The organism is Frankia canadensis, from assembly GCF_900197875.1.
Taxonomy (GTDB): Bacteria; Actinomycetota; Actinomycetes; order Frankiales; family Frankiaceae; genus Frankia; species Frankia canadensis.
This window is the reverse complement of record NZ_FZMO01000162.1, coordinates 1-8,784: the sequence shown is the minus strand read 5'-3', so window position 1 is coordinate 8,784 and position 8,784 is coordinate 1. Positions and strand designations below refer to the sequence as shown.

General features: G+C 71.6%; 6 protein-coding genes. 3 read left to right on the top strand and 3 right to left on the bottom strand.

Annotated elements, in window-relative coordinates; translation table 11 throughout:
• Positions 1-1,037: amidohydrolase family protein (locus C1A33_RS14725; RefSeq protein WP_101832074.1), on the bottom strand; the 1,037-nt coding region annotated here is incomplete at its 3' end.
• Positions 1,038-1,161: 124 nt separating this feature from the next.
• Complete coding sequence (locus C1A33_RS14720) at positions 1,162-1,533, bottom strand: hypothetical protein (protein WP_101832073.1); 372 nt, start codon at positions 1,531-1,533, stop codon at positions 1,162-1,164.
• Between the two features lie 433 nt (positions 1,534-1,966).
• On the opposite strand from C1A33_RS14720, the gene C1A33_RS14715 reads away from it, so the two are divergent.
• Positions 1,967-3,025, top strand: coding sequence for a hypothetical protein (locus C1A33_RS14715; RefSeq protein WP_101832072.1), 1,059 nt, complete (start codon positions 1,967-1,969; stop codon positions 3,023-3,025).
• A 17-nt stretch (positions 3,026-3,042) separates the two neighbouring features.
• Here C1A33_RS14715 and C1A33_RS14710 read toward each other — a convergent pair whose 3' ends face one another.
• Positions 3,043-4,377, bottom strand: coding sequence for an alkaline phosphatase PhoX (locus C1A33_RS14710; protein ID WP_101832071.1), 1,335 nt, complete (start codon positions 4,375-4,377; stop codon positions 3,043-3,045).
• Between the two features lie 150 nt (positions 4,378-4,527).
• Between C1A33_RS14710 and C1A33_RS14705 the strand changes: the two genes are divergently transcribed.
• Positions 4,528-4,806, top strand: a complete 279-nt coding sequence (locus tag C1A33_RS14705) for a type II toxin-antitoxin system VapB family antitoxin (RefSeq protein WP_207770316.1) — start codon at positions 4,528-4,530, stop codon at positions 4,804-4,806.
• A 199-nt stretch (positions 4,807-5,005) separates the two neighbouring features.
• On the top strand, positions 5,006-8,784 hold a 3,779-nt coding region (locus tag C1A33_RS14700; protein WP_165818394.1), incomplete at its 3' end, for a TIR domain-containing protein.

Here is an 8,784-nt window from a genome sequence, read left to right as displayed (position 1 = left end):
GCGGGGTAGATGACGAGGTCGGCGGGGGCGCCTTCGGTGAGGGCGGGATGGCCGAGCCAGGCCCGGGCCGACCAGGTGGCGGCGGCGAGCGCCTCCTCGGCGGACAGGCCGGCGCGGCGAAGTTCGGCGACCTCGGCGGCGACCAGGCCGTGGGGCAGGCTGCCGCCGGCGTCGGTGCCGACGTAGATCGGGATGCCGGCGTCGTGCGCGGCGCCGATCGTGTCGTGCCGGCGGGCGTGCAGGTCCCGCATGTGCCGGGCGTAGGCGGGGAACTTCGCCTCGGCACCGCGGGCGATGTTCTCGAACGTGGCGATGTTGATCAGGGTTGGGACGATCGCGACGCCACGCTCGGCGAACAGCGGGATCGTGTCGGCGGTCAGGCCGCAGGCGTGCTCGACGCAGTCGATGCCGGCGAGGACGAGATCGGCGAGGGAGTCCTCGGCGAAGCAGTGCGCGGTCACCCGCGCGCCGGCGGCGTGCGCCGCGTCGATCGCCGCCCTGGTGGCGTCCGTGGGCCAGCAGGGGGCCAGGTCGCCGAGGTCGCGGTCGATCCAGTCACCGACGAGCTTGACCCATCCGTCACCCCGCGCGGCCTGGGTGACGACCTCGGCGACGAGATCCTCGGGCTCGACCTCGGCGGCGTAGTTGCGGATGTAGCGGCGGGTGCGGGCGATGTGCCGACCGGCACGGACGAGGCGGGGCAGGTCGTCCCGCTCGTCGACCCACCGGGTGTCGGCCGGGGAGCCCGCGTCCCGCAGCAGCAGCGCGCCGGCGGCCCGGTCGGCGGTGATCTGCTCCTCGGCGGTCGGACGGTCGACCGCGCCATGAGCGTCGAGGCCGACGTGGCAGTGCGCGTCGACCAGGCCGGGCAGCGCCCAGCCTGTCACCGTCCGCACGTCCCGCGCGGCGTCCGCGGTCGGCGCCGTGAAGGTGACCCGGCCGTCGACCACCCAGAGCTCGTCCCGGACCTCCTGCGGCCCGACCAGCACCGCTCCGCGGATCCGAAGCGTCGGCCCCCCGCCCACCGCTGCCGCCATGGCACCTCCAGTCCGTCAGAAACCAGCCAGTCCGTCAGAAACCAGCCAGTCCGCCAGGAACCAGCTGTCCGCCAGGAACAGTCTGTCCTTTCCTCGACGAACGGGAGGCGCCGCGCGGGGCGGCTCAGACGTCCAGCTGGCTCTCGATGGCGCGCAGACGGTGGCGGGCCAGGGCGAGGTTGGCCCGGTTCTTGTCGAGCACGAGGTAGAGGAACAGCCCGCGCCCGGAGTGGCTCTGGAGCAGCCGGATCAGGTGATACTGGCGGCCGAGGGTGATGAGGATGTCCTCGATCGTGTCCTGCAGGCCCAGGCTCTCCATGGTGCGCAGCTTCGCCCGGATGACCTCGGTGTTCCCGGCGGCGGCGGCCTCGAGGTCCAGCGCGTGCGAGTTGCCGGCCGTGCCGAGGGTCATGCCGCTGGTGAAGTCCACGAGGGCGGCCCCGAGGGCGCCGCCGATCTCGAGTGACTCCTTCAGCGCAATATCAACACTGTTCATATCGCCTCCAGCATTCTTGAGGTGGACGGGTCCCGCGACGCCGCCCTCGCCGTGCACTGACACCAGCTCACGCGAACCGCGCGACAAACGTCCCCGCATCACAGTCCCTCGCAGATGTGAAACTACCCGATCTACGACTGCTCGGACAGAGTTTAGCCAACAACGGCAGGTCCGACCAGGCCGGGCCAAAAAGAAAACAGTGCCCGAACCGCACCCACTCGGTGAGGGCCACCAAGAAAACCTCGACGTCATCAAGATCTGTTAAATCGAAATAGACCAGGTGCGATTAGATCACCGATAAGACTGATTAATGCGATCACGCGGACGGATAGGCGGACCGTCAGGTCCGCGACCTGCCCTCTTCGATCGGCCGGCCGCACTGCGCCCCATATCGGCGGTGACCAACGGCGGGATCGCGGGTAGGAGCGCCGCCATGGTCGACCCCCAGGCGACGGACCACAGGCGGCCACGCGACGACGCGCGCCGACTCCGATCGGCCCCCCGACCGGAGCCACGATCACCACACCGCCCGGCCAGGCTGCCGCTGCCGCTCGCCGTCGCGGCCGTGCTCGTCGCGGCCCTGCTGGGGTCAGGCTGCGGTGCGTCGCACCACGAGGACGCCGACGCCGCCCCCGCAAACCCCTACGCCTCAGGCCGTCCGGGGCGCGTGGAGGAGCCGGCTCGCCCCGCGGGCGGCGGCGCCGACGGCCCGCAGCTCCCGCTCGGCGGGCGGACCCTGCTGCCCGCCTACCGGATCGTGGCGCACTACGGCTCGGCGGGCGGCGGCGCGCTCGGTGTCCTCGGGGAGGGCACACCCGACCAGGCCGCGCGGCGCGTCCTCGCGGCCGCGGCACCGTTCGCCGCGGGTGGCCGGCCGGTGCAGCCGGCGATGGAGCTCATCACGACCGTCGCGTCGGCGTCGCCGGGCCCGGACGGGCTGTACAGCTCGACGCTGCCCGACTCGGCCGTCCAGGCGTATCTCGACACCGCCCGGGCGCACCGCATGCTGCTCATCCTGGACCTTCAGCCCGGCCGCGGCCGTTTCCTCGACCAGGCCCGCCGCTATGAGCGCTTCCTGCGCGAACCGGACGTCGGCCTCGCCCTCGACCCGGAATGGAAGATGGGCCCGACGCAGATTCCCGGCAAGCAGATCGGCAGCAGCGACGCGGCGGGCCTGAACGAGGTCTCCGCCTGGCTCACCGGGATCGTCCGCGCACGTCATCTTCCGCAGAAGCTGTTCGTGATTCACCAGTTCACGCAGTCGATGCTGCCCGATCGACCGGCGATCGCCGCCCATCCGGAACTGGCGACCGTGTTCCACATCGACGGCTTCGGCGTCCGGCACGACAAGCTCGCGAAGTACGCCCTGCTCGCCGCCCGCCCACCGTTCTTCACCGGCTTCAAGCTCTTCCTCGACGAGGACACGAACATGTTCAGCCCGGCGGAGACGCTGGCTCTCACGCCCCCGCCGGACCTCATCACCTACCAGTGATCACCAGCCGGTGATCGTCAGCCGCGCCACCACGGACCGGTGATGGCCACGGTGATCCCCTCGCCCTGGACGTTGGCGTACAGCCAGCGCCCGTCGGCGGAGAAGGTCGCGCCGGCCCACTCGCTGTCACTGGCGGCGTTGCGGGCCAGCGGGTAGGGCGTGCCGTCCTCCGACGGGGCGACGAGGTAGTTCTCGCCATCGCCGTCCTCGCACAGCACGATCCCACCGAACGGCGAGATGCCGATGTTGTCCGGCGAGTCGAACCGGCCGCCCGGCTCCAGACGCAGGACGAGCTCGAGCGTCGAGCGCCGCGGCTCGAACCGCCACACCTGCCCGACGTGGTTCGCCGCCGCGCCCTCCGACGTCTTCGCGTAGCTGGAGACGATGTAGACGACCCCGTCGGACCAGAAGATCCCCTCGGCCTTCGGCACCCGCGTGACCTTGGCGTTGTCGAGCTGCGCACGCACCGAGACGGTCGTGGCGTCCGGGTCCGGCACGTCGACCCAGGTGACGTTGAGCTTCGTGCCCAGGTCGCGCACGATCGACAGGTCACGGGTGCTCGGCACCTGCAGCGCCTGCAGCTTCCCGCCGGCCCGCAGGGTGCCCGGGCCGCCGCGCGGGTTGCGCGGCAGGAAGCGGTAGACGAGGCCGTACGGCTTGGCCGCGTCCTCGGTCAGGTACAGGATGCCGGTGTGCGGGTCGACGGCGACGGCCTCGTGCGCGAAACGGCCGAGCGCGGTCAGCGGCACCGGTGCCGCGTCGTGCAGCCGACCGAACGGGTCGACCTCGAAGACGTAGCCGTGCTTCTTCGTCAGCACCGCCTCGGTCGCCGGCGTCGCCTCGGTCTCCTCGCATGACAGCCACGTCCCCCACGGCGTGCCGCCGCCGGCGCAGTTGCGGTAGGTGCCCGCGAGGCTCGGCACGTGGCTGAGCAGCTTGTCACCCTCGACGGCGAGCGTCGTCGTCCCGCCCGGCGCGGCCGGGTCGTAGACGAGGCCCGGCCGCTGCGGCACGATCGGGTCCTTCGTCCCCGGCGACAGCTCGTGGTTGCGCACCAGCAGGCTGCGCCCCGGCCCGGCGGGGAACGCGCGCATGCCGTCGTGCGACGCCGGCACCGCCCCGCCGCCGTTCAGCGTGTCCTTGCCCGCGCGGGAGAACACCGTGTAGCGGAAGCCCTTTGGCAGGTCGATGACCCCGTTCGGGTCCGCGACGAGCTCCCCATAGCCGCGGAACGCCTTCGGCGACGCCGCGTTCGCCGTCCCCGCGAAGACGGCGTCCACCGCCCCCGCCAGCACGAATCCCAGCCCGGCGGTCCCCGCCCCGGCCATCACCTGTCGACGATTCACGGACATGCGTCTCCTCCTCCGGCACCGGGTCCCAACGGCACCGAAGCGAAACGCTCACAGCCCAAGATGACCGTGAATCAACGCGCCCGGAAACATCAGTACACGCACAACCATCCGTCCCGGTGGCCGGTACCGGACAGACCTGGAAGGAGCGTGATGGGCACGCTCCGGATCCGGCAGACTTCCGCCATGGCCCTGACCATCGACGACCCCGCGACCGAACAGCTCGCCGCCGACGTGGCCGCCCTCACCGGCGAGACGACGACGAAGGCGATCACCGTCGCGCTGCGGGAGCGCCGCGCCCGCCTGACCGCCGCCCGCGCCGCCGCCGACCGCCGCGCGCGCCTCCTGCGCTTCCTCGCGGACGACACCCAGCCGCAGACCTCCCCGGACGAGCGTGAGGAGATCCTCGGCCACGGCCCCCCGGCCCTCTGACCGTCGGCTTCCGCTCTCACCGCCTGCCCAGCTTCCGCCGCGTTACCGCGGTAACGCGGTTTTTCGCGGTCACGGCAATCGTCTCGAACCGGCGTGGCGCCACATGCTCAAGTCAGTTCGCAGGCGATTGCCCCCAGGGGGCGACGTCAGCCCTCGGAGCAGATTGCCATGAATGTGGCGGGTCTGCCACGCTGTGTTCATGGGGGAACATGCCGGGGGCGCGGCCGAGCATCTGTTCATCAGCGTCGCGGGCCCGGACCGGCCGTGGGCACGCTGGGTCGCCGCGAAGCTGGAGGCAGAGGGGTTCCGCGTCGAGTACGACGAATGGGACTGGGCGGCAGGCAGCAGCTTCGTCGGCCGAATGGACGAGGCTCTGGCCACCGCCAACCGGATGATCGCGATCCTCTCCCCGCACTACTTCGACCCGGCCAGCTACGGCCGAGCCGAACGCGAGGCAGCCCTCATCCGCGCCCACGAGCGTGAAGGATTCCTCGTCCCCGTCCGTGTCTCCCCCTGCGAGCTGACGCCGCTGGTCAGCCGCCTGTCGTTCATCGACCTCGTCGGCTGCGACGAGCGGGAAGCCGCGACCCGGCTCATCACCGGCCTACGCGGCCCGCGGCATCCGGACCACAGCGAGCGGATTGTCTGGCCGGGCGACGCGCCCTCGCCAGCGCCCTTCCCAGGCCCCGGCCCCGTCGGCGCGGAAGGCAACGACCGCCGGCGACCGGGTGGCGGTTCGGTTCGCGACGCGGTGACCGTGCTGCACCTGCCCGAGCTCCGCGCCGGCCTGGACGGCGCACCGCTACCACTGGCCGAACTGCCCAACCGGGTCGCCGAGGATGTGGCGGCTTTGGATCCGGCCTGGTCACCGGACCTGGTGGTGGTGACCGGCGACGTCGCCGAACACGGTCTGCGCCGCGAATACGAGACAGCCGTGCAGACGTTCGACGACCTCCTGGGCGCCTTCGGCCTGTCCCGATCCCGCCTGGTGATGGTGCCTGGCTCGCGAGACGTGAACCTGGCTGCCTGCCGCTCCTACTTCGACACCTGCGAGGCCGACGAAATCGACCCAGAACCGCCCTACTGGCCGAAGTGGCGCCATTTCGCCGTCATGATCGAGAATTTCTACGCGGGCGCGGGCGCGGCCGGCGCCGCGGGCGGGGTGTTCGCGGTCGGCCAGGAATGGTCGCTGTTCCCCATCGACGAGCTCAACCTGGTCGTGGCCGCCATGAACTCGACCATGGACGTCACGCATCATGCGCCGAATGACCGCCGGACGATCGGTGCGGCCCAGGAGCAGTGGTTCGCCTCCCGTCTGGCCGCCTACGCACAGCGCGGATGGCTCAGGCTCGGCGCGGTTCAGGAGATGGAGTCCGCCGCCTCGCTCGCCGCCAGCCTGAGGCACCGCAGCGACCTTCTGGGCATGCTCAATCTTGTCCTGAGCGGTCAGGACGACACACATCGCGGGGTCAAGGTCGGGCGGGCCCTCCGGGTCGGAGTGCCGTCCGGCCGCCACGACCCCGCGAAGCCGGAGGCCGAGTCCGCGCCGCGTTACCAACTCGCCCGGGTCGAACGGGACGGGCTCACCCGCCGCCTGCGTCACTGGTCCGCGGAATCTGCGCAGTGGGCTGACCTGGGCACCGAGCCTCTCCGGCGCACGGCCAGACACTGGGCGGGAATTGACGCCACGCTCCCCGACCCGGCCGCGCAGCCCGACAACCCGTCCGATCGGCATGGCCGTAACGACCAGGACCGGGCCGAACGGCGAGGGCAGGAGACTCACCGAGAACGGTTCGTGGACCGGGTCGCCGAGGTCGCGCGGCTGCTGCACTCCGTCGAGGCTCCGCACCAGGTATCCGTCCTCGAGATCTCCCCCGCCGGTGGCGGTGTTCCGGGCTACCTTCGAGTCACCTGCCGTGACGGGACAATCGTCACGCAGCATCCCGTCGGCGTGCTCGACGGCACTCCCGACGCCGACGACGTCCAGGCGTTCGCCGCCCAGGTACACCGCGGCTACGCGGCGTTCGACCCGATGCTCGTGTCCACGCTGGTCTACGGCGGCGACCCGGCGGCGCCGGCGCTGGTGGACGCGGCGCTGCGCCAGAGCGTGCGGCTGGTCAGCTTCGTCCAGTACCAGGGGCTCATCGACCTGCGGTCCTACGTCGCCGACCAGACCGAGCGGCTGCGACGCGACCCGATCTACCCGCCGTCGCTCTACCTGACGCAGCGCTTCCAACACCTCGATCGCACCCTCGTCGCCGGCGCGACGCTCGACGGCGAGGACGCCCGGGCACAACTCCTGGACTGGATGGCCGCCGACGAGGGCGGCCTCGTCCTGGTCCTGGGCGATTTCGGCCGAGGAAAGACCTTCCTTCTCCACGAGCTCGCCCGCGCCCTGCCCGAGCATCTGCCGCACGTCGTCCCGATGCTCGTCGAACTGCGTCACCTGGAGAAGACGCATGGCCTCGACGAACTGCTCGCCGCCCACCTGGCCGGCGCCGGCGTTCCCCGCTTCGACCGCGACGCGCTGCGTTACATGCTGCGCAACGGCCGGATCGTGCTCCTCTTCGACGGCTTCGACGAACTGGCCCTGCGCGTCACCTACGAACGCGCCGCCGAGCACCTGACGACGCTCCTCGACGCCCTGCAAGGCCGCGCGAAGATGGTCCTCACCAGCCGCAGCCAGCATTTCCGCTCCGACCACCAGGTCCGCACCGCCCTCGCGGCCCGCCTCGACACCGCCAACCGCCGCGGCCTGATCGAGCTGGACGACTTCACCGACGAGCAGATCGAGGCGTTCCTCACTCGCTTCTACGAGGGCGACACCGCCCGCGCCGCCGACCGCCTCGCCCTCATCCGCGACATCCACGACCTGCTCGGACTCAGCCGCAATCCGCGGATGCTCGGCTTCATCGCCCGCCTGGACGAGTCACGGCTGCGCGAGGTCCAAGCCGCCACCGGCACGATCAGCTCCGCCGACCTCTACCGCGAACTCATCGCCGCGTGGCTCGACTACGAGTCAGCGCGTGCCCGCCCGTCCGGCGCCGCCCCCGCCCTGACCACCGAGGACCGCCTCGCCGCCGTCACCGCGCTGGCCGTGAAGCTCTGGCAGTCCACCGAGCGCACCGTCAGCACCCGCGAGCTCGCCGCCACCGCCGGCACCGTCCTGACCACCCTCGACGCCCACGGCCTCGACTCCGACCACGCCGCCCACCAGGTCGGCTCCGGCACCCTGCTCGTCCGCACCGGCGACGACGCCTTCACCTTCGTCCACGCCTCGGTGATGGAATACCTCGTCGCCACCGCCTGCACCCCCCACCTGCGCACCGCCGGCGTCACCGTCGAGCCCCTCACCCAGCGCCCCGTCTCCACCCTCATGGCCGACTTCGTCGCCGGCCTCGCCGGCTGGCCCGCCACCCTCCGCTGGGCCCGCAGCATCCTTGCTGACGACGACGCCACGGCTGCGGCCCGCCGCAACGCCCTGGCGCTCGCCCGCCGCCACCACGCGGACCTCACTCGCCGCCACGGCAAGGCCCACGCACACGCCCATCGCCTGACCCTGACCCGCGGCGCCCACCTGGCCGGCGCCGATCTAACCGGCGCCGACCTGTCCGGCTTGGACCTCACCGACGCCGACCTCACCAACGCCGACCTCACCGGTGCAACTCTCACCAGCACCACGCTGCGCGGTGCACATCTTGCCAGCGCAACCCTGCATCGAGCGGCCCTCATCGATGCTGACCTCACCGGCGCCAACCTGACCGATGCCGACTGCACGTCCGCCCGGTTTGAGCGCTGCACGGTCACCGCTGCGACGATCGACGGCGGCGATTGGTTCCAGGCAGCCCTCCTCGGCTGCACCACCGATCCTCGCCTAGCCAGCAACCCAGAGCTTCGGCAGGCCGCTCTGACAGGCCGCGACAGGCCGCGACAGGCCGCGACAGGCCGCGACAGGCCGCGACAGGCCGCGACAGGCCG

Bases quoted from the DNA above. Each gene is read 5' to 3' on its own strand.
- C1A33_RS14710 (WP_101832071.1), bottom strand. From the start codon at position 4,377: ATGTCCGTGAATCGTCGACAGGTGATGGCCGGGGCGGGGACCGCCGGG.
- C1A33_RS14715 (WP_101832072.1), top strand. From the start codon at position 1,967: ATGGTCGACCCCCAGGCGACGGACCACAGGCGGCCACGCGACGACGCG.
- C1A33_RS14720 (WP_101832073.1), bottom strand. From the start codon at position 1,533: ATGAACAGTGTTGATATTGCGCTGAAGGAGTCACTCGAGATCGGCGGC.
- C1A33_RS14705 (WP_207770316.1), top strand. From the start codon at position 4,528: ATGGGCACGCTCCGGATCCGGCAGACTTCCGCCATGGCCCTGACCATC.